The organism is Ruegeria sp. BB5, from assembly GCF_056539405.1.
In genome coordinates this window covers 179,971-200,496 of sequence record NZ_JBQFUX010000008.1, presented here as the reverse complement: position 1 = coordinate 200,496, position 20,526 = coordinate 179,971, and the positions used below count along the sequence as shown (strand labels likewise).

Below are 20,526 nucleotides of genomic sequence, written 5' to 3'. Positions count from 1 at the left end.
CCGCCACCCGCAGCACCACCCTTCATCCCGAAGTTCGGGCCAAGCGAGGCTTCGCGGATACAGATCATCGCGTTTTTGCCGATGCGGTTCAGGCCATCGCCCAGACCGACGGTGGTGGTTGTCTTACCCTCACCCGCAGGGGTCGGGTTGATCGCGGTCACCAGAATCAGTTTGCCGTCTTCACGACCTTGAACCGAGTTGATGAAGTCCTGGCTGACTTTCGCCTTGTCGTGGCCGTAAGGCAGCAGATCGTCACTGGAGATGCCAATTTTCGCACCGATTTCCTGAATCGGCTTCTTGTTCGCCTCACGGGCGATTTCGATGTCGGATTTGTAGCTCATTGGGTGCTGGGCTCCGTGCAAAGTAGGTTTAACGAACTCAAACCCGCCCGCATCTGCGACCGGGGAGGAATCGAATACTTTCTTTACGGTAAATAATTTTTCCCTTGGGTCAACCTTGGAAATACGAGGACATGACCGAAAGGGTATTTGTTACCCAATGGGGTCACGGATCACGCGTAACGTTTGCGCACCGCGCTAAGCCCCAACAACCAATCCTCAACGATGCGTAATTCCGGGAATGCTTTTTGCGTTGGGCTTTTAAGAAGATAATATCCAGACTGTGTTCGCACCGAGACGTCCTGAATTGGTCTGACCAACGCGCCGCTTTCAAGCAGTGGGTCGACAAGATGGGCCCAACCCAATGCGACCCCCAATCCATCGACTGCAGCTTGTATAGAGAGAGGATAGGTGTTGAAGGCCACAGCGCGTTCCATCAATGAGGTCGAAATATCATTGCCGTTGAACCACGTGTGCCATGTCATCCATTCCGCGTGACTACTGGTCACCTCAATCAGATCCAACTCTGGCAAAGCAGTTAAATCTGTCACCGTCGGATTACTATTGAGATACTCCGGGCTGCAGACCGGGAAAACAGTTTCCCCAAATAACAGTTGAGCATCATATCCAGGCCATTCCCCATCCCCGCGCAATATCGTCAAATCCATCGAATCTGACAGGCACTCTGCATCACTGTCGGAAGACACCAACGAAATACGAATGCGATCATTAGATTTGTTGAATTTTCTTAGCTGTGGCATCAACCAGAGTGACGCAACCGAGTTGGTCGCAGAGATCGAGACTGTGTTGGCCTGATGTTTAGCCAGCATGTCACGGCTAACATCCCGCATCAGGTCCAGCGACTTTTCCACAGTTGCCAACAAAATCGCACCTTGCTGCGTCAGCGAGACCGAGCGATGACCTCTGACAAACAGCGGAACATCATAATGTTGTTCCAACAGTCGCACCTTGCGGCTTATTGCCGTTTCCGAAATGTTGAGCACCTTGCTGGCCTGCGCAAAACTCTGCGCCTTCGCAGCCGCTTCAAATGCCAAAAGGTAATCGAGCGGTGGAAGGACCTTCCCGGTAATTGGCGCTTTCTTTGGCATCTGAAGGCGGTTTCCCAATCTGAAGATGATCGCAATCAAAAACATTTGCCCGTTTCGACTGGAAACCGATCAGGCAACTGACTGTTAAAATAGTGAAAAGTCAGATTTGCCTCAAGAATTTATAGGCAATGCCTCTCAAATTTCTGTTCTGCGTCTCGTGAAAACTTAGGCAGAATGAGAAAATTCGGGGCCGGAAGAGTCCGCAGATAAGAAATGTACGTCACTCAGGGAGCAAACATGAAACTCACAAACCTATTTTCTGCTGCAACCTTGGCAGCGGTAGCGGGCACCGGAGCGTTCGCCGAAGACAGCAGCGATCCGATCGTCATTCCAATTCACAACTGGTCCAGTCAGATCGTGATGTCTTACGTTACAGGTCAACTACTAGAAGAGATCGGTGACAACGTCGAATACGTCACAACAGACAGTCAGGCGGTCTACGAGTCGGTACGCTTGGGCGATGTCACACTTGAGATGGAAGTCTGGGAAGGTGCATTTGGCGCATCCTTCCGCGCCGCGCTGGAAAAGGGTGGTCTGCATGATGCAGGCGATCATGATGCAGTCACGCGCGAGGATTGGTGGTATCCGATGTGGACTAAGGAATCCTGCCCTGGCCTGCCTGATTGGCAAGCTTTAAACGACTGCGCGCATCTTTTCGCAACAGCGGAAACCGGGGACAAAGGCCGGTATCTGGATGGACCCGTCGACTGGTTGAAGCACGGTAAGGAACGTGCCGAAGCGCTTGATTTGAATTTCACGGTTATCAATGCGGGTTCGGCTGCAGCCCTTTGGGCCGAGATCGGAGCGGCAGAGGCGGATAAGAAACCTGTTCTGGTCTTCAACTGGACACCCAACTTTGCCGAAGCTGTCTGGCCCGGTGAGTTTGTTGAATTTCCGGCCTGGGAAGATGGTTGCGACAAAGATCCATCCAAAGGTCCGAATCCCGATGCGTTGTATGATTGCGGAAACCCAGCCAGCGGTTACCTGAAAAAAGCCGCATGGGATGGCATGAAAGATAAGTGGCCGGCTGCCTACTGCGTATTGACTGAAATTTCGTTCACCAACCCGCAAATCGCGGAAATGGCCAAGCTGGTCGATACAGACGAGCTGGAACCGGAAGAGGCAGCAGCCGAATGGCTGGATGCTAACCGCGCTGTTGTTGACCCCTGGATCAGCGCCTGCAGTTGATAAACCGGTCATTCGCGACGAAACTGGCGCGGCCTTGCTGATCTCGGTGAAGCAAGGCCGCGCCTAACAAGAAAGAAGGCAGCCATGTCCGCCACAGCGCCCGTCATCTCAGCCAAAAACGTCTGGAAACTGTTTGGAGCCTCTCCTGAGACCTATCTGAAATCTATGCCCGCGGGTCGCAGTTTCGACGAGATACGTGCGGACGGTTACATCGCCGGGGTCAAAGACGTCTCGATTGAAGTTGGCCGGGGTGAAATGCTGGTCATCATGGGGCTGTCCGGATCAGGCAAGTCTACTCTGGTACGGTGCTTTTCACGTCTTCATGACATTACCGGCGGCACGATTGAGGTTGACGGTCAGAACATCATGAGCCTGAGCGAGCGCGACCTGATTGAGTTGCGACGCAACAAGATGGGCATGGTGTTCCAGTCCTTCGGTCTGCTGCCGCATCGTACGGTTCTGGATAACGTGGCCTTCCCGCTGGAAATGCGCGGTCAGGATCGCCATGACCGACGCGAACGCGCATTGGAAGTAATCAAGCTGGTGGGTCTTGAGGGTCGTGAAGAATATTTCCCGCGCGAACTCAGCGGCGGGCAACAGCAACGGGTCGGCATCGCCCGGTCCCTGGCGATTGAGCCGGATATTTGGTTCCTGGATGAACCGTTCTCCGCCCTTGACCCTTTGATCCGACGTGAAATGCAGGATGAATTCCTACGGCTTCAAGAGATGCTGGGTAAAACCATCGTCTTTATTACTCATGATTTTGACGAAGCGCTGCGTTTGGCAGATCGGATCGCGATCATGCGCAATGGCGCGGTTGAACAGTGTGACACACCCGATCAAATCGTCATGAATCCTGCCACTGAATATGTGGCGAAATTTACCGAGGACATCGACAAAGCCCGCGTGGTGCATGCGAAGGGGCTGGCGAAACCGGTCAACGGGCACGCCTTGGAAGGAGCTCCGATCAATGGTGGCGCAACGATCCACGAACTTGCGCGAGTTCTGGTCAATGACAACCGCATCCTTTTGCCGGTTGCAGATGACAAAGGCGTTATCACCGGTGTCCTGGAACGCGACACCGCTCTGAATGTTCTGCTCGGAGCCGAATAATGGCGACGCTGTCCACTGATCTGACGGAGACTTCGGACAAGCCGTGGGGACGTACACGGGTACTTACCGCGCTGCTTGCAGTGGCGTTTGCACTGATCCTTGCCAAAGCCGCTGGTATTCTGCCTGAATGGCTGAACCGCATCCCCGAAGCGGCGATCCCGCCCACCGCACAAGTTCTAGATGCGATCTTCAACTTCATCCAGAATGACCTGGGCCTGATATACGTCACCCGCTTCATCGCGGAAGGTCCGCTTGAATTCCTGCTGGATACATCGGCCAACCTTTTGGAAGGCAAGCGTCGCTGGCCCTATCTGGGACCGATCCCATGGTCTGCGATTGCCGCCGTTGCCGCGGTTGTGGGTTATGCTGTCGGTGGATGGAAGTTGGCCGCTTTGGGCGCGGGCACCTTTATCTGGACCGCAGCAATCGGCCAGTGGAAGATCGCCATGCAAACAATGTCGGTGATCGTGGTTGCAGCACCCCTGGCGTTCCTGCTGGGGCTGGCTTTGGGTATTGCCGCATGGAAATACGGTTGGTTCGAGCGGGTCCTGAAGCCCATCCTGTCCATATTGCAAACCCTGCCCTTCTTTACCTACCTGCTGCCTGCGGTGATTTTCTTCAAGGTGGGTCCAACCGCCGGGGCCGTTGCAACGATTACATTCGCGATCCCGCCGATGATCCTGATGACAACGCTGGGGCTCAAGAAGGTTAGCCCCGAAGTGATCGAAGCGGGTCAGATGTCCGGCTGTACTCGCTGGCAGATGCTGCGCCATGTATACATTCCGGCAGCGCGCACCGAAATTCTGGTTGGCGTCAATCAGGTGATCATGCTGTGTCTGGCAATGGTCGTTCTGACCGCCTTTATCGGCATGCCGGGTCTTGGCGCTAAACTGTTGGCGATGATGGGAAGTTTCAAGCTCGGACGATCCTTCGAGATTGGCATCACTATCGTCCTTTTGGCCGTGACTTTGGACCGGATGTCCAAGGCCTGGGTGGTCAAGCAACCAGTTCACTTTGAACGCAACACGCCCTGGTGGAAGCGGCATCAAATCGCGCTGGTCGCACTGGGTCTGTTCATCGGGTTTATCCTGCTATCACAGGTATTCCCGATCCTGGCTGAAGTTGGCCGCAAACAGCACCTGAGCCAAGGCAAGGAAATTGACGTGGTGATCAAGTCGTTCCTGGCTATCGACGCCATCAAGGGAACAACTGAATGGTTGCGCTGGTTCCTGAACGTCAAGGTTCTGATCCCGTTCCGGGACACGCTGCTGGCGATTCCGACCCCCGCCTTCATCCTAATAGTCGTTGCCTTTGCCTATTGGGTCGGCGGACGCCGCCCAGGTATCTATGCGGCAGTGTTTTTTACCATCGTCGCATTCTCGGGTTGGTGGGACCGGTCGGTGATCACTCTGTATACAGTTATCTCGGCTGTTGCGCTGGCCACACTGATCGGAATACCGCTGGGCGTAATCGCTGCCCGGTCCGAACGCTGGTCGAAAAGCATCCTTCTGGCCTGCGACACCGCGCAGACCTTCCCCAGCTTTATTTATCTTATCCCTGCGATCATGTTGTTCGGTGTCAATGACGTGGCGGTTGTGTTCTCGATCCTGATCTTCGCCGCCGTACCGCTGATCCGGTACACTATTATTGGCCTCAGCAGCGTCCCGCCGGAAATGACCGAAGCCGCCGACATGTCCGGCTCAACCCGTCGCCAAAAGCTGATGTCCGTACAGTTCCCACTGGCTCTGCCAACTATGGCGGTCGGGTTCAATCAGGCCATCATGTTCGCCTTTTTCATGGTCATCATCGCAGCCTTTATCGGCACGCAGGACCTTGGGCAAGAACTTCAGCGAACGCTGGCCGGAACCGAGTTGGGCAAAAACTTTGTCCTCGGCCTGAACGTGTCGCTGATGGCGCTGACCTTTGACATGGCGATCAGCAGCTGGGCGGAACAGCGTAAAAAGCGACTGGGGCTCGATTAAGATGGCACAACAGCAAAACATGCGTACTGTCGCCCGGTTCGACGATACCGGCTTTGTTAGAATGCACATGGACGGTCTGCTCGACGAACAGGTCTGGTGGAAGAATGTCAGCTTTGACGAAGTCACAGGGCAAGGGAGTTATCTGATGAAGATGGCCCCGGGAACGCGCTCGAATCCGCATATTCATCACGGTGCGGAAGAGTTCTTTGTCCTCGAAGGCGATCTGACTGATCACGACGGTTTCAGCTATCGCAGCGGTGACTTCGTCAGTTTGGCCGCCGGTTCCAGCCATTTTTCGCGCACCGAGGCGGGATGCCTTTTGGTGGTCACGCACCGCGGTGCAACCGAGTCCATTCAGGAAGGTGCATTATGAATGTGAAACCGGTTTTCGAAGTGCCTTACGAACGTAGCGGGGTTCTGGCCCCCGGTCTTCCGATTTTACCTCATGGAACGGAACGTCATCCCGTCCCTGGCGCAGGGTCGCGGGCGGTTTCGGTGTCCAAAGGCGACACGATCACATTGCTGGATCGCGATGGGATGCAACCCGCCGAGATGGTGTTCTTTGCCCCCGATCGAAGCTCGGACGCTGCCATGCTTGGCGCGCAGGGGCACGGTCGACCAGAGGGGCTGATTGCGACTCTGGCGAATGGCTCGGCTTCGGGCAAGAAAGTGCTACGCGCGTTAGATGTTGCAGGTTTCGATATCGGACGCGGGGATGCGATCAGGGCTTTCTCAGATGGATCACGGCCCGGCGACATGGCGCATTTCGTGGCGGAATGCGACGGGCTTCTGATCGTCTCCGCTCCCGGCGAAGCGATGCGGCCCGAAGACAACAACCCGCCGACCGACATTATCCTGTACATTCAGCGTGCCGCTCCTGGTTTGGAAAAACCCGACGTGGGCCCGCCCGATCCTCTGGCCGACCCACTCAAGGATATCAACATTCAGCCTGGCAATGCCAAATCTTATGAGGTCAAAGCCGGAGAGTTCATTCAGATCGTGGATGTCAGGGGCCGCGAATGTTCAGACTTTCAGGCGTTCAGCCGACGTGCACTGGATCAGGGGATCGAACGCGAGATTGATCCCACCACGACACGAAGCCTGATGGGCAGTTTGTATCCGCAACCAGGCATATTCTCAAAGTACTGGTCGGTGGATCAAGAACCCCTGGTCGAGATCGTGCAGGATACGTGCGGCCGCCACGACACGTTCGGGCTGGCCTGCACAGCTCGGTATTATGAAGACTTGGGCTATCCCGGCCATGTCAATTGCTCGGAAAATATCAACAAAGATCTGGACCAGTATGGCATCCGGCCCCGCGCAGGCTGGCCTGCGATCAACTTCTTTTTCAACACGATGCTGGACGATGACAATGCCATCGGCATGGATGATCCGTGGTCGCGACCCGGAGATTTCGTGCTGCTGCGCGCGCTGACAGATCTTGTCTGCGTCAGTACCGGCTGCCCCTGCGACATTGACCCGGCCAATGGTTGGAATCCAACCGACATTCAGGTGCGAACTTACAGAGCGACCGAAGATTTCAAACGGTCCTATGGCTACAGAAAATCTGCGGAGGCGGATGTGGAAGAAACCAAGAAAACAGCATTTCACGACTGCTTTGCACGTCATACCCGTGATTTTGTCGAATACAACGGGTATTGGCTGCCCAATACGATGACCAATCATGGCGCGATCGCAGAATATTGGGCCTGTCGGGACAAAGTTGCCGTAATGGATCTGAGCCCACTTCGCAAATACGAGGTTGTTGGCCCGGATGCCGAAGAGCTGATGCAGCTTTGCGTGACCCGCAACATGAAGAAGCTGAGCGTTGGTCAAGTTGTTTATACGGCAATGTGCTATGAACATGGCGGCATGATCGACGATGGCACTGTCTATCGGCTGGGAGAGACCAACTTCCGATGGATCGGCGGCAACGACACGAGCGGTTTGTGGCTGCAGGAACAAGCGCGCAAGCGCAATATGAATGTCTGGGTGCGAAACTCTACAGATCAGTTGCACAATATCGCGGTACAGGGGCGGCACAGCCGCGACATCCTCTCGCAGATATTCTGGACGCCACCCCAGCAGCCAACAATTGAAGAATTGCCTTGGTTCCGGCTTACCGTGGCCCGGGTCGGGGATGTGCGCGGAACCTCGGTCGTGATTTCCCGAACCGGATATTCCGGCGAGTTGGGATATGAAATCTTCTGCCACCCCAATGATGCTATCGAGATTTTCGACCGTGTATGGGAAGTTGGTCAGGATTATGGAATTGTCCCGCTTGGTCTTGCCGCCCTCGACATGTTGCGGATCGAAGGCGGCTTGATCTTTGCCGGGTCCGAATTTGACGACCAGACCGATCCGTTCGAAGCCGGGGTCGGTTTTACCGTCCCATTGAAGTCTAAGACCGATGATTTCATCGGGCGCAGCGCAATTGAGGAACGCAAGGCTCACCCTCACCGCAAGCTGGTCGGGTTTGATATAGAAGGTGGAACAGTGCCTTCTCCGGGCGATTGTGTACGTATCGGAAAAGCGCAGGTCGGCGAAATCACCAGCGCGATGAAGTCACCCATCTTAGGCAAGGTCATCGCCCTTGGGCGTGTTGCATCAACCCATGCGCTGGAGGGGCACGACATTGAGATCGGTCAACTGGATGGGCAGCAAAAGCGCCTTAAGGCAAAAATTGTTCCGTTCCCGCATTTTGATCCAACTAAAGAACGCGTGAAAGGTGTTTACCCCAGTAAAAATGTCCCGGATGCGGCCGAATGAAAACTTGACTGCCAAACAAACGGCCAAAGTTGTGGCCGTTTGTTTTCTGGAGCTTGTCATCGCAACTTCACCAACAACTGGCTTCGCGGACAAATGTGACCGGGTTTCCGCGCTTGATAACTACAATACCACGGGCGTCTCACCGAATGGAGCGATGTGCAAAACGTTTGTCGGCCTAGACAATGTCCAAGGCGTTTCATGCCGATGGGAGTTTCCATTCCGGGACTCTGAAGCCATTCGCGCGTTTAACGACCTCTGGACTGAAGTAACACATTGCAAAGAGGGAACTTGGACGCAATACGACGGATCAGTCAACCACCCTGATAGTTACGTGCTGAGGGAACTTTTCACTTCAGAAGGCTTTTTTCGCGTTGCCCAAAAAGATAAGGGCCAAATCAATCGTACATTGGTGTTTTTGAGTCTCGAACATCACAATTGATGCAGTCGGTGTACATCGCCCACCAGCCCCGGAAACCATCATCCCAATGGGTCAGAGGCCAACAATGCACTAACAATTAAACTGGACCAGTCAGATGAGGCTGCTCAGAAATCCACGCATTGAGCCACTCATTCTCTCAGCCGTCGCCGCTTAAGACTTGGTTGGGATAACCACCCGACCACTTAATCCTCCTAACGCGGCAGATTTTCCCAGGTCGAAGTGCGCACCGTATGCATTGAGAAGATCAACCGCGATTGCCAGCCCCAGCCCGCTGCCTCTTACCGAAGTGTCAAGCCGTCCACCAGAGCGTAGCGCTTCGCGTATTGCGTCCTCTGGGATACCTGGGCCGTCATCTTCGATACAGATCTCGACACAGTCTTCGTGACGTTTTGCGGTCAGTTTTACTTTGCCACGACACCATTTGACTGCGTTATCCAGTAAGTTCCCAAGAACCTCTTCGATATCCTGCGTATCCATGCGCACCCAAAGCTCAGGATCGCTTTTGACTTCCAGTATTTTACCCTCTCTCTCAGCGATCGTAGTAAACAACCGTGCGAGACGTTCGACTGAGTGTGAAACGTCCGTACGCGAATGGGTCAACTCAGCCGTGTTTAGAGCCCGGATTCGCGCGAGTGACCGACCGAGTTGAGAGTCGATCCGATCTAAAGCTTCGTCCGCGATACCTGTGTCGACACCAGCCTGTGACATAGCCTGTAGTTCATTTCTCAAAATAGTGGCTGGCGTTTTCAGAGCATGTGCCAGATCAGCGGCTTGCCTGCGTGAGCCGGATACAATGTCCCGATTGCGATGCAATAGCTGATTCAGATCATCGACCAAAGGGGCCACTTCGTCCGGGTAATCCGTGGGTGTCAGATTGTCATCCGTGTCCCAACGATGGGCGACATCCGCACGCAATTTACGAAGAGGACCCAGGATTGCGGACATCAGCATCAATGAACTTGCAACTCCAATCAAGCCAACCAACCCAAACACCGGTAGAAGACTGCGCTGTGCCGCCCGTCTTTCATTGACCAACTGCGCCTGGCTTTCCGCGACACTAATTCCCCAGACAGTTCCATCTTCGAAAGAAATTTTTTGGTATGCGCTGCGCAACGCTTCCCCCTCGGGGCCGGAAGTGTTCCAAAGGGTTGCATTTTCAGAGATGTCAGGTGGTTCAGCGATTGTTTCGTCAAACAAAGACGCCGACGTGTAAACCTCGCCGTTGCCGGTGGTAACTTGCCAGTATCTGCCGGAATATGGCGCGCTGTATGCCGGATCAAACATGAGATCACGCAGGGTATCCGGGTCTTGTGTCGTAACGCTCAACCCAACGACAAGCTGGGTGTGGCGATCTCGAAGCGTAGCGTCGAACCTGTTTGAAATTCGGGCATCGATAAACGAAAAAACAGCCAGAGTGCCCACGCCAACGGACAATGCCCCAGATGCAATCCCTCCAAGCAGTGCCCGTTGACGCAGCGACAACATCAAACTGAATCGATCATATATCCGCGACCCCGGACCGTTGTTATCAGGTCAGGTCCCAATTTGTTGCGCAGCCGGTTTATGAAAACCGCAATGGTATTCGAATCTCGGTCACCGTTATATTCGTAGATATGTTCCGAAAGTTCGGATCTGGGGATCAGGCGACCGGCGTTGTGGGCCAGGTAAGTAAGAACGGCTATCTCCTGGGCTGTTAAGTCGATCGGAACGCCATCAACAGTCACCCGCCCATTGCGTGTATCAAGAACGACATTGCCCATCTCGATAACAGGATTCAGCTGCCCACTCTGACGGCGCAAGATGGCGCGGACACGCGCGGCCAGCTCGGGCAAATGGAATGGTTTGGTCATGTAATCATCTGCACCGGCATCCAATCCGTCGACCCGTTCGCTCCAACCATCGCGTGCCGTCAGGATCAGAACCGGAGTTTTTATACCCGCGCTGCGCCAGTCGCGCAAAACCGAGATGCCATCTCGTTCCGGAAGCCCGAGATCGAGGATGATCATGTCATATGGTTCGGTAGTTCCCAGATGCTGGGCATCAACTCCGTTGTGGACAATATCGACCACGCGGCCTTCAGCATTCAGCAGCTTTTTGATCTGTTCGCAAAGGTGCGGTTCGTCTTCTGCGAGTAATACTCTCATACTTTTTTCTATAGGCCTGCGACCGAAATTTTAACCACTATTTTTTGCCACCACCATTACCGTTGCCACCGGAGTTGCCGTTACCGTTGCCGCCGGAGTTGCCGTTACCGTTGCCGCCGGAGTTGCCGTTACCGTTACCGCCGGAGTTGCCGTTACCGTTGCCACCGGAGTTGCCGTTACCGTTGCCACCGGAGTTACCGTTACCGTTGCCACCGGAGTTGCCGTTACCGTTGCCGCCAGAGTTGCCGTTGCCGTTGCCACCGGAGTTGCCATTACCGTTGCCACCGGAGTTGCCGTTACCGTTGCCGCCACTATTGTTGCTCTGATTGCCCTTACTGCTGGTCTGGCTTTGTGAGTTGGATTTGGCAGAATTGCCTGATGTGGACTTGGCTGCATTTGAAATCTGGCGTCCGATATTAGAACGATTGGGCACAACGACACCGGTTTGAGCATTCACAATAACACTTATGATCTTCCCATTGGGTTTCTTTACGAGTATCCGATAGTAGACCTTGTCAGTCTGGAACGCGCGCGCATCGACCGGCGTTCCACCAAAGACTTTTTCAACGCCTTTTAGAACCCTCTTTAACCTGATGGTGCTGCCCGTCGTTGTCACTTTGCGCAATTCGGATTGCTTTAGTTCGCGCACAGCAGCATGCCCTTCCCCAACCTGGAGAAAGGCGAACAGACAAGCGATGATAAAAAGCTTTCTCATCCTCAGTACTCAATATCGCGTAATCGCGCCTCAATTCTACAGATTTTAAGATGAACTGGCGATGAACGGTCGGTTCGTCGCAGGTTCAACGATAATAGGCTTAAATTTGTCAGTTAGTTCCCGATTCCGACACGCGCACTCGTGCTGTCATGTTTCCACGCATTGCATCGTGTGTGGAAATTCGCATTCAACAAACGAGGACCGTCATGAAGATCAATACGACCGGCCTAATGAAAGCCTCTGCAATCGCAATCGCATTGCTGGGATCCACGGCAATTGTTGGCGCATTCACGTTCCCTGATGCCGCCTATGCCAAGCAAGGCAAAGGAAACGGCGGTGGCAACGGTAATGGTGGTGGCAACGGTAATGGTGGCGGCAATGGAAATGGGGGCGACAAGGGCAACAGCGGTGGTAAAGGCCATGGCAACAGTGCGAGTAGCGGCAAAGATAAAAACAAGGGTAACGGGTCAGCCGCATCCACGAACGGAGCAAACAAAGCGGCCGGAAAATCTGGTCACAAGTCAAAAGGCTCCGTAGGTGTCAATTCGAGGTCTTCTAAAAAGGGTCAATTCTCTTTGAAAGGCTTGCTTGGCGGTAATAAAAAGCAAACTGCAAAAAAAACGCAAAGGAAGGGAATTGGTGGCCTGTTCAAAGGTAGCAAGCCAGTAACCACCGCAAAACAAACAAAGACTACTTCGGTCAAGCGGTCCCTGCGCCCGCCAAGTAGAAAAGCAACGATTCTGGAAGATAGTACGCTTGCGCTTGAATCGCGCAATCTCGGCAAGCTAAACGGCGCCATTAACTCCAGCCCCAAAGCAAAGCTCGCGCATATTGCAAACGGTCAGTATAAGAAAGGTACCGGACCGGTCAGCCTTGCAGCGGGCCTTGCCGTTGCGGACACCGAATTCAATCACATCATGGGTGAAGACAACACGTTAAGCCCCAAAGACGTGAAAGAAATCAACGCAGCGCTAGATTACTTGGACGAAGCCCCTCTGTCATTGGAGGAAGCTGAGGATATCCTCGCCAATGAGGAAGCCAACCCTGGGACAACTGACCCTGAAGCTTTGGAAGACGCGCAAGCCGTTAAAGATGCGCACGACTTAACCACGGATGAAGATGGTAATCCGATTGATCGACCTACGGAAGATCAGTTGGCGGCCGCAGAAGCCGTGCATCAGGCAGAAGACAACCTTTTGGATCACCACAAGGGCGGGTTTTCAGAAGATGACGCCATCGCAACGCAACAGCAGGACAATGTTCTCGACGCTGTACGAGCCTCTAATCCTGACGAGGAAGCCGTCAAAACCGCGCTTGGCAGTTCGTATGACGAAGACAAGTATGATGACGACGATCACGATGAGGATGAAGCCAATACAGATCCGGTCGATGACGGTCAGACGCCTGAGGGAGAACAAGTGGAAGAACTTGTTAGCAACGGCTAAGTATTCTGCCAACGAGACTCCGGGCGACGCTTTTGCCTTGCATTCGTCTAACATGAACCAGAAAAAGTACCTTAATTCTGAACCTTAGCTTAACACAGCAAAAAAGCCCGCTCGGATTGGAGCGGGCTTTTGCATTTGTGTTTTCCCGGGTAGGACGTTTCCCGCGAAAACTGCGGACGTCAAGATGTAGGGTCAGACGTCCTTCTTGCTCTTTCAAGCTGCTCATTCCTTGCGATAGCTTTCAGAGCAATTTCGACAGGCGGGAAACGCCCGCTTCTGGATTTCGTGCTGTTAGACAAGTGTTTGCGCGCGGTGGAACGTGGTGGTTCCAAGTGTACAGGAACCTGATCCATAGCGCTTTCAGTGGCAGACTTAATCATGCAGTTCCCCTTCCAGGGAGCCAAGTACCCATAACTGTCTCGGCTCGGTGGAAGGAGTATGCGCGATGCCTGTTGAACACCACGAGAACACATTGTTCACCATTGGTTAAAGTTGTCGCCGGAACGTAAACAATGTGTTGAATTGCTCTTCGCCGCTTGTAACCCAGCTATAAATTTGGGTTGCTCTAAATTTTATTCGAACAACATCAGCCATGCTTGGCTTTGTATCATAGCTTAGCCGTCGATCAGACCAAAAGGGTGTCTTGCTCGGTTTTATGGCTAACGAGGCACGTTGCAGAACTGGCATTCCATTGCTGTCAACCAAAGTTAGCTGTTTCAGCGTCTCTGGACCTGCGGCCTGCTTGAAATTTTCGATTTAACAAGTGCAACAGTTCGACTTGATTAGAAGCACCCGTCTTCGAAAATACCGAGCTTAGGTGCGAACGAACAGTCGTTGGGCAGACAGTCAGGGCTTCTGAAACCTTTTTAACTGTCATTCCTTCATTCAGCATAGCGCAAACCCGAAACTCGCACCGGCTGAGCCCTGCTGGATTTTGAGGGCCCAGGATTGGAACATGCTCGGTATCCGAAACTTCTTTCAGATTATGATTGCGACCCTTCTCCAGATACGAGGAGATTGAACCAGGCGTTCGCTTGCACCAACCTGACGCCAGTGTCGGCGCCAACATGGCTAGTAGGTCCAGCTCATATTGGGCAGGTTCATGCCTGAAATGCAGCTCGATGTGATCCACATGCCCGCCGGTTGTATCAAGCGGAACCACGATCACCTCGCCCAATGCCTTTAAATTGCCCTCAAAATGACAAAGCGTTGCTGTGTTGCCCGCAACCAACGCGTCTGACAACGTCCAAATTGAGCCCACCCGTGCCGTCAGAAAACTTTCACCCAGAACCCGTTCCACCAGAGTTTGAGGTTGAGAGGGCCAAACCTTTCCTTCCTCGCTGCAACACCGGGCAATATATTTTACTTTTCGTTCCACCTTAAGTGTACGTGCAATTAATGCGGCATCCGCATTAACCAACTTTATTAGCTTATATAAAACCTGTGGAATGGAGTTTTTGCCCGTTAAAGCATGCGTCCATTCCATAACAAAGTTGAAACTATTTTGCGCCTGGGCGCTCTTGGAGAAACTGATACTCATTACCCTACTAACCAATACAACAAACGTTGCGAGGCAGAACTTTCTGCCGCGGCCCCACCGCAATTACAAACTTGTTCGGGGTTCATGGGCCCAGCAACTGATTTTAAGACCATGCCTATGGGGCAAAAAAAGAGTGAGCAGCTTCCAATATTTGCATAACTATCTGTAATTATAACGTAAAACCTAGGTACCGAAAAATAAACTCCCGACACTTGGATGCCTCAAAGAAAAGATTTAGCGACGAGTATTATTGAGCTTTCCAGCCACAGTTGCACTTCGAATCGCCGCATTGTTTCCAGGCTGACTGATTCGATTGAAGATTAAAGGCTTGTTAATGCAGTATTTATTTTAATCTCCCTTAAGAAGCTTCAATGGTAATTGACTCGTCTAATACGTGTATTTTTCCTATTTTTCGCGGAAGGCGGAAGTTTTTATCACCGCTACCGTTATTTCAGAGCCAATGCGAAATGCCTGGCTTGCGCTGCGACAAACGTAGCGTGGATTTCAATTTAACCTTTCGGGGGAAACATGACCAAATTTATGAAGAAGTTTGTCAAAGAAGAAAGCGGCGCGGCAATTGTTGAATATGGCCTTGCCCTTTTGGTTGTCGCGTCAATTGCGGTTGGTGCGTTCTCGTATCTTGGAACCACCACTAACACGAACGTAACGGGTGCTTGCGCAGCTCTGGGTAGCGCAACCTGCTGAACCATTGGTTCCTTGCGATTTGCAAACCACAACAACATTCTGCGCCGTCCCATCCGTGTAGCGGCGCAGAATACACCGCCGGGATTTTCGAAACCTAATCACTGACATTTCGAAATTTTTGAGCGTAACTTTTGGAGACAGAGATGCGTATCAGACCAGTTATTACCACATTATTCGGAATTGCGATTGCTTCAGGCTCTGTGTTCTTGGCGAAGGATTACATCCAATTTAACACGACTGCACCCAGTGCTACGACGAACGCCGATCTCGTTGAGATCTACGTTGCGCGCTCAGAAATCGCATTTGGTCAAACAATAGAAAATCATCACGTCACAACTCATCTCTGGCCACGCGAAGCGCTCCCCGCCGGGGTTTTCACCGAGTTAGGCGTACTTGTTCCGGATAATCGCCAACAGCTGCGTCGCGCTAAGGGGCGGTTCTATCCCGGTGAAGTCATGCTTATTTCGAAAGTTTCGAATTTTGGCGAAAAGGTCACGCTGGTCCAAAAGCTGGGGGAAAACACACGCGCCATGGCAATCGAAGTGGACGCCGTGACTGCGGTTGGTGGATTTGTCACTCCGGGTGATTGGGTAGACATCGTTTTGACACAAGGTGCGAAAATGGATTTGCGCGCCGTTACTATTTTGCAGAATATCCGCGTGATTGGCGTCGATCAGCAATCCGAAGAACTGAGCGATCAACCCGAAATTGCCCGCACGATCACAGTAGAAGTGACCCCTCAGCAAGGTCAGCGCCTGGCTTTGGCCCAAAAGGCCGGCACCCTGAGCCTTACCCTTAGAACGCTGGACGGCGTCGAGGATGAACCGATGGAAATGGTCCGCCTGCGCGATCTTCTGCAAGAGGAAGGTCCGGTTGAAAAAGTCGAAGCGCAACCGACAATCATTGTGAACCGCGGCACCGAAACCGAAGTTGAAGTTATACAGAGAAGCTCTCGTGGAGCCGACGACGCGACAGAAGTGGAAGCGGTTCCAAATGCAGAGTCCCGCGATCAAACGGACGCCCAGTCGACACCGGCAGCCATCAACTCTGGCACCAAGCCGAAAGCCCGCTCGCTCAAAGTCAGCCAGAACACTGCACAGTAAGGCTGCGTCATGCGTCGGACAACGAACATATCATTCTTTGCACAAGACGAGCGCGGCACGGTCGCTATTCTCTGGGGTACAGCATTTGTCGCATTTCTCGGGTTCTTTGCAATCACGATGGATGTAGGCCGAATGAACTCGACCCATGCAGAGCTTCAGTCCTTCGCGGACCACGTAGCCTTGGCAGCCGCTGGTGAGTTGGACGGACAACCCGACGCCATCACCCGCGCAACCAATGCAGCGGCCAACTTGATCAGTGACAGCCAGACATTTGCCAATGGGTCCGCCACGCTTTCGGGTTCATCGGATTATACGCTTTCGTTTCATTCCGCTCTGCCGGTTTCGGACCTCACGCCGTTGGGCGCAGACGTCACGACCAACCCAAGAGAAGCCAAGTTTGCTCAGGTCGTGCTAACGCCCAAATCCCTTAGCATGAACCTTGCTTCGGCTTTGGACAGAGTGCTTGGTGGAAGTGGCGTATCGGCCAGCGTTTCGGCCGAGGCCGTCGCCGGTTACTCCAAAGCGGCCTGCGATATCTCACCTTTGATGTTCTGTCTGCCGCCGAACTGGGAAAATACCCTAACCGTCGGCAACCAAATCCTGCTGCGCAGCGGTGGCAATGGAACTGCCTGGGGGCCGGGTAATTTTGGTTTTATCGACCTGGCGACCTTTGAAGATGCCTCCGGCGTATGTGCGGATGAAGGCGGGAACAAACTTGCCTGCCTTATCGCGGCACAAAGCCAGATCACGCAATGCGTCCTCACCAATGGTTTGGATACTGAACCGGGTCAGAAGGTCGGAATCACCAATGCGGCGTTCAATGTCCGCTTTGATATTTTCCGCTCGGTACTAAACGGTGAGAAAAACAATCCGGACTTTGCACCGGCTCCGAACGTCATCAAAGGGATACAGAAAAAGGGTGGTGGTTCCTGCATTCAGGGAAACGAAGAAGTCACGCCTGATACGATCGCACTTGGTCGCGACACTTGCATGGCTGCGGGAACCTGCGGCGGGAACAACCGGTTTGGGGACGGTGTCTGGGATCGCGAGGGGTATCTTAACCGGAACCATGATCTTGCAGATGGTATCGCAGACGGAATTGGCAGCGATGCTCACCTTCCGGCTCTTAGCGTAACGGATAGCGTGTTCGCTGGCACAAGATACGGAATGTATCTGCGGGAAATCGCGTACGGCAACAGCAACCCACATTCACCACCGAACGCAAACTCGATCCTAGACCCTTCGCTTGCCGAAACCGGTCGCCCGATGTGCTCAAACCAAATGTCTACGGATCCGGCTCGACGTGTCGTCACCGCGGCAGGCATCGATTGCGCTCAAAACCCGGTCTCCGGCTCGACCACAGGCGTTCCGGTCACAAAATTTGTTGCCGTCTTCCTGACCGAACCGGTGGGGGATGACGGTAGTTCACCGCCGAGTTTTGACATCCATGGCGAGATTGTCGGCTTCCCTGACGTTTCAGGTGTCGGCAGCGGCGGCAATGGGTTCGGCGGTATCTTTCGCGACCTCGTACAGTTGTACCGTTGAGGGGGCGCAGGATCATGAAAACTCGCTTCGCAAAATCCCTCAAACGCTTTGTAAAAAGAGATGATGGCGCGATCCTTGTGGAATTTGGCCTGGTCATGCCACTCATGCTGTTGCTGCTGGCGGTCACGTTGGAATCTGCACGTATGATGTGGTCATACCAATCGGTCATAGCAGGCGTTCGCGACGCCAGTCGCTATCTGTCCAGAGTCACTCCGGCAGATATCTGCACCTCTGGTGGCTCTGTTGCGGGACTCACTACTACTTTGAAGGGCATCGTCGAAGACGACAAAAATGCCAACAGCCTGTTCCCGCCCAGCATAACGGTCAATTCGGTGACACCCAGCCTGTCCTGTGTGTCAGGAACCTATCGGGTCAACCCGGCGCCCGTCGGTACGGTCAGCGCAAACATCACTATCCAGTTCCCGATGGGCAGCATCCTGTCCCTCTTTGGCAGCGGACTATCGTCCGTGACGACGGATGTCTCTGACACTTCACGGATTTTCGGACAATGAAAGGTCTGCTTCATATCCACACGCGCTTGCTTCGCCGAGGGCAGAAAGTTCTTCAGGATCAAAGCGGCGGCGTTCTTGTCGAGTTCGCCATAGTCGTTTCCCTGTTTCTGTTCCTCTTCATGGCGTTATTGGATTTCGGCCGCATGTCCTTTAGCGTTGCGAATGCTCAAAAAGCCTCGCAACTGGCAACGCGCATTGCAATCGTACGACCGCCTGCGTGCCCCGGAGTGCCCACGACGCATCAGCGAGGCACATCTACTTCGTCACCGAGATTTGGTACGTCCTGCAGTGCCTCGGCCGGGGTTTGTGCGGATCCTCAAACCCCTTCGTGTTCGGGTGTCGCAACCAATGCTACGGCCTCGGAAATCTGGACCCGGATTAGCCCGCTTTTGCCTCCGGATGCCACAATAGACAACTTACAGTTTCATTATGACTTCACTCCCAATCTGGGTTTCCTGGGTGGCCCGTATACACCCATGGTCTCAGTCGAATTGAACCTTAACGATTTTCAATTCGTGTCACCGTTGGCCGCGCTGGCAAATGCCGCGGGCGCAACTAACAGCACAATATCTTCGACAGTCGGTTACTCAAACTTCAGCGTCTCGCTGCCTGCTGAAGACCTTGCATTAGGAGAGTCAGGATGAGAGATCAGAATGTTTTCACACCGAAATCACAGGCAATTATGCTTGTTTCAGAAACCGAAGAGATCGCGCAGCTGGTTGCGGATGTCTTTCCCGTAAATGAGGAAAATAAAGTCACCAGGAACGGGGCATCGTTTCAGATGTTGAATGGAACTGCCCTCGATCTTGCATTCAAGCACGATCTGGTGATCTTTGAAATCGACCCTGATGACACAGGAGAACTCCGCGCTATTGAGGCTGTCCTGACGCACCGCGACGATAACACCTTGTTTGTTGCGCTCACTCAGAATGATCTGTCGATCTCCAAGGCGCGTGAATTGTACAAGATCGGTATTGATGAGGTTTTGCCGCTGTCAATTGATGGCGAAGGTTTGAAAGCCGCAGTCAGTGAAAAACTAAATGCGCGTGCGGTTTCGCAAACCACTATTTCAGACGGTTCTTCGGCGTTGGGCAAGGTGATACCAGTCGCAAAGGCGCGCGGTGGAATCGGGGCTTCAACAGTTGCTGTCAACCTCGCGTGCTCGCTTGTCGGCGGGCGGGGATCTTTCTTCAGGAAGTCCGCAAAAAACCGAGTAGCCCTTTTGGATTTTGACCTTCAGTTCGGAAACTCGAATGTCTTTCTGGACATCGAGGACAACGGCGGATTCCTTCAGCTAATTGAAAATTCTGAAATTCCTGATGATCACCTTTTGTCTTCGATCCTGCAAGAGCATGGGCTTGGCGTTGACGTTCTGTGCGCGCCTACCCCGATGGTGCCCCTGCAATCGATGCGGCCTGATCTGATCGAAGGGATGCTGGACCTTCTGCAACAGCGCTATGATTATATAATCATCGACCTTCCCTGCGCCGTTGTTGAATGGGTTGAACCTATTTTCAAACGGGCCACCAAATTGGCTTTGGTTACCGATACTACTGTCCCCTGCGTACGCCAGGCGCGGCGGTTGATTGATTTCTACCGCGAGGCAAACGTCGGCCTTCCGGTGGAGTTCGTGGTCAACAGAGAGCGGAACACTTTGATCAAGCCTTCGCATGTCCGCGAAGCCGAGAAGGTATTGAAAACAAGCCTGAAACACTGGCTACCCGACAATTCGAAAGTTGCCAGAAATTCCGTAGATCTTGGACGGCCGATTGTGGACATGAAGCCGCAATCGGACCTTGGAAAAGCCTTGGCAAAATTGGCCGCTGCGGTCTCGGCTGAAACTCAGCCCGTGGCAACGAAGAAAGCGTAAAAGGAGATC

19 protein-coding genes are annotated in these 20,526 nt (G+C 53.3%); 13 read left to right on the top strand and 6 right to left on the bottom strand.

Annotation, left to right across the window (positions count from 1 at the left end; genetic code table 11):
* Together ACR0DL_RS17260 and ACR0DL_RS17255 are read right to left on the bottom strand one after the other, a co-directional pair.
* On the bottom strand, positions 1–341 hold a 341-nt coding region (locus ACR0DL_RS17260), incomplete at its 3' end, for a formate--tetrahydrofolate ligase (protein ID WP_480690424.1).
* A gap of 170 nt (positions 342–511) precedes the next feature.
* The gene (locus ACR0DL_RS17255; RefSeq protein ID WP_226689128.1) at positions 512–1,492 is read right to left on the bottom strand and encodes a LysR substrate-binding domain-containing protein; all 981 of its coding nucleotides are present in this window, start codon (positions 1,490–1,492) and stop codon (positions 512–514) included.
* 192 nt (positions 1,493–1,684) lie between these two features.
* Here ACR0DL_RS17255 and ACR0DL_RS17250 point away from each other — a divergent pair, with 192 nt between their 5' ends.
* The 6 genes from ACR0DL_RS17250 (at position 1,685) to ACR0DL_RS17225 (ending at position 8,938) form a co-directional block, all read left to right on the top strand.
* A complete protein-coding gene (locus ACR0DL_RS17250; RefSeq protein WP_170351497.1) occupies positions 1,685–2,635 on the top strand; it encodes an ABC transporter substrate-binding protein in 951 nt (316 codons plus the stop codon).
* A gap of 84 nt (positions 2,636–2,719) precedes the next feature.
* On the top strand, positions 2,720–3,748 hold the full coding sequence (locus ACR0DL_RS17245; RefSeq protein WP_170351499.1) for a quaternary amine ABC transporter ATP-binding protein: 1,029 nt from the start codon (positions 2,720–2,722) through the stop codon (positions 3,746–3,748).
* Positions 3,748–5,730, top strand: coding sequence for an ABC transporter permease (locus tag ACR0DL_RS17240; protein ID WP_480690422.1), 1,983 nt, complete (start codon positions 3,748–3,750; stop codon positions 5,728–5,730). Before ACR0DL_RS17245 ends, ACR0DL_RS17240 begins: the two co-directional genes overlap by 1 nt.
* 19 nt (positions 5,731–5,749) lie before the next feature.
* Positions 5,750–6,103, top strand: coding sequence for a cupin domain-containing protein (locus ACR0DL_RS17235; RefSeq protein WP_170351502.1), 354 nt, complete (start codon positions 5,750–5,752; stop codon positions 6,101–6,103).
* Positions 6,100–8,499: a trimethylamine N-oxide demethylase gene (locus ACR0DL_RS17230; protein WP_480690420.1), complete on the top strand. Its 2,400-nt coding sequence runs from the start codon at positions 6,100–6,102 to the stop codon at positions 8,497–8,499. Before ACR0DL_RS17235 ends, ACR0DL_RS17230 begins: the two co-directional genes overlap by 4 nt.
* 4 nt (positions 8,500–8,503) lie before the next feature.
* Positions 8,504–8,938 carry a hypothetical protein gene (locus tag ACR0DL_RS17225; protein WP_226689133.1) on the top strand — a complete coding sequence of 145 codons (435 nt, stop codon included), beginning with the start codon at positions 8,504–8,506 and terminating at the stop codon, positions 8,936–8,938.
* A 150-nt stretch (positions 8,939–9,088) separates the two neighbouring features.
* Here the strand turns inward: ACR0DL_RS17225 and ACR0DL_RS17220 are convergent, their stop codons facing one another.
* From ACR0DL_RS17220 to ACR0DL_RS17210, 3 genes are read right to left on the bottom strand one after another with little or no spacing between them, the layout of a single operon-like run.
* The gene (locus ACR0DL_RS17220) at positions 9,089–10,423 is read right to left on the bottom strand and encodes a sensor histidine kinase (RefSeq protein WP_480690418.1); all 1,335 of its coding nucleotides are present in this window, start codon (positions 10,421–10,423) and stop codon (positions 9,089–9,091) included.
* Positions 10,423–11,082, bottom strand: coding sequence for a response regulator (locus ACR0DL_RS17215; RefSeq protein WP_170351510.1), 660 nt, complete (start codon positions 11,080–11,082; stop codon positions 10,423–10,425). Before ACR0DL_RS17215 ends, ACR0DL_RS17220 begins: the two co-directional genes overlap by 1 nt.
* A gap of 37 nt (positions 11,083–11,119) precedes the next feature.
* Positions 11,120–11,797 carry a PepSY domain-containing protein gene (locus ACR0DL_RS17210; protein WP_425082396.1) on the bottom strand — a complete coding sequence of 226 codons (678 nt, stop codon included), beginning with the start codon at positions 11,795–11,797 and terminating at the stop codon, positions 11,120–11,122.
* Positions 11,798–12,003: 206 nt separating this feature from the next.
* Between ACR0DL_RS17210 and ACR0DL_RS17205 the strand changes: the two genes are divergently transcribed.
* Positions 12,004–13,242, top strand: coding sequence for a hypothetical protein (locus ACR0DL_RS17205; RefSeq protein WP_480690416.1), 1,239 nt, complete (start codon positions 12,004–12,006; stop codon positions 13,240–13,242).
* Positions 13,243–13,939: 697 nt separating this feature from the next.
* Here ACR0DL_RS17205 and ACR0DL_RS17200 read toward each other — a convergent pair.
* Positions 13,940–14,782 carry a helix-turn-helix transcriptional regulator gene (locus tag ACR0DL_RS17200; protein ID WP_480690414.1) on the bottom strand — a complete coding sequence of 281 codons (843 nt, stop codon included), beginning with the start codon at positions 14,780–14,782 and terminating at the stop codon, positions 13,940–13,942.
* 528 nt (positions 14,783–15,310) lie between these two features.
* Here ACR0DL_RS17200 and ACR0DL_RS17195 point away from each other — a divergent pair.
* The 6 genes from ACR0DL_RS17195 (at position 15,311) to ACR0DL_RS17170 (ending at position 20,517) form a co-directional block, all read left to right on the top strand.
* Positions 15,311–15,487: a Flp family type IVb pilin gene (locus ACR0DL_RS17195; RefSeq protein ID WP_145975006.1), complete on the top strand. Its 177-nt coding sequence runs from the start codon at positions 15,311–15,313 to the stop codon at positions 15,485–15,487.
* A 143-nt stretch (positions 15,488–15,630) separates the two neighbouring features.
* Complete coding sequence (gene cpaB / locus ACR0DL_RS17190) at positions 15,631–16,590, top strand: Flp pilus assembly protein CpaB (RefSeq protein WP_425082393.1); 960 nt, start codon at positions 15,631–15,633, stop codon at positions 16,588–16,590.
* Positions 16,591–16,599: 9 nt separating this feature from the next.
* Positions 16,600–18,135, top strand: a complete 1,536-nt coding sequence (locus tag ACR0DL_RS17185; RefSeq protein ID WP_480690412.1) for a TadE/TadG family type IV pilus assembly protein — start codon at positions 16,600–16,602, stop codon at positions 18,133–18,135.
* Positions 18,136–18,149: 14 nt separating this feature from the next.
* On the top strand, positions 18,150–18,647 hold the full coding sequence (locus ACR0DL_RS17180) for a TadE/TadG family type IV pilus assembly protein (RefSeq protein ID WP_480690410.1): 498 nt from the start codon (positions 18,150–18,152) through the stop codon (positions 18,645–18,647).
* Complete coding sequence (locus ACR0DL_RS17175; protein ID WP_480690408.1) at positions 18,644–19,291, top strand: TadE/TadG family type IV pilus assembly protein; 648 nt, start codon at positions 18,644–18,646, stop codon at positions 19,289–19,291. The genes ACR0DL_RS17180 and ACR0DL_RS17175 overlap by 4 nt, the downstream gene beginning before the upstream one ends.
* On the top strand, positions 19,288–20,517 hold the full coding sequence (locus ACR0DL_RS17170) for a CpaE/TadZ family protein (RefSeq protein ID WP_480690406.1): 1,230 nt from the start codon (positions 19,288–19,290) through the stop codon (positions 20,515–20,517). The genes ACR0DL_RS17175 and ACR0DL_RS17170 overlap by 4 nt, the downstream gene beginning before the upstream one ends.
* Positions 20,518–20,526 lie beyond the last annotated feature (9 nt).